The organism is Corallococcus sp. AB049A (assembly GCF_003668885.1).
Taxonomy (GTDB): Bacteria; Myxococcota; Myxococcia; order Myxococcales; family Myxococcaceae; genus Corallococcus; species Corallococcus interemptor.
The window spans coordinates 1-457 of sequence record NZ_RAWL01001058.1; the positions used below are offsets into that span (position 1 = coordinate 1).

1 protein-coding gene is annotated in these 457 nt (G+C 65.6%); it reads left to right on the forward strand.

All coding sequences use genetic code 11. The annotated features are described in order from the left end of the window. Nucleotides 1-189 (forward strand): OmpW family outer membrane protein (locus D7X55_RS46310; protein WP_304988931.1); only part of this gene is annotated, 189 nt, incomplete at its 5' end. Nucleotides 190-457 lie beyond the last annotated feature (268 nt).

The following is a 457-nucleotide window of genomic DNA, read 5'->3' on the forward strand; positions in this document are numbered from 1 at the left end:
CGCTTCAAGGATGCCAAGGGCGTGATCGGTACCGTCGGCGTCGACATGAACATCAACTCCACCTGGTTCGCCCGTGCTGACGCCCGCTACATGCGCGCCCGCCCGGACATCAAGGTCGGCGGCGAGAAGATCGGCGAAGCCAAGATGGATCCGTGGACCGTCGGCTTCGGCATCGGCGCCCGCTTCTGATCCAGGCAGCACCTGCTTCACTGATGCAACGCGACGGGCCCTTCGGGGCCCGTCGTCGTTTCCGTCACCCGCGTTCCGCGTGTAGAGCCGAGCCCATGCTCGGCTGCTTTTTTGTAGAGTCGAGCCAAGCCCCCTATCCCGAGTCGAGCGGCGGGCTCCGCGCGCATTGCGATGCGTTACGTTCAATGGCGCCCACGGTCAAGGGTGGCGCGGCTCGGCTCTACAGGCACAGGACGCGGAGACACGATGGACGACGTCGACCTGCTGG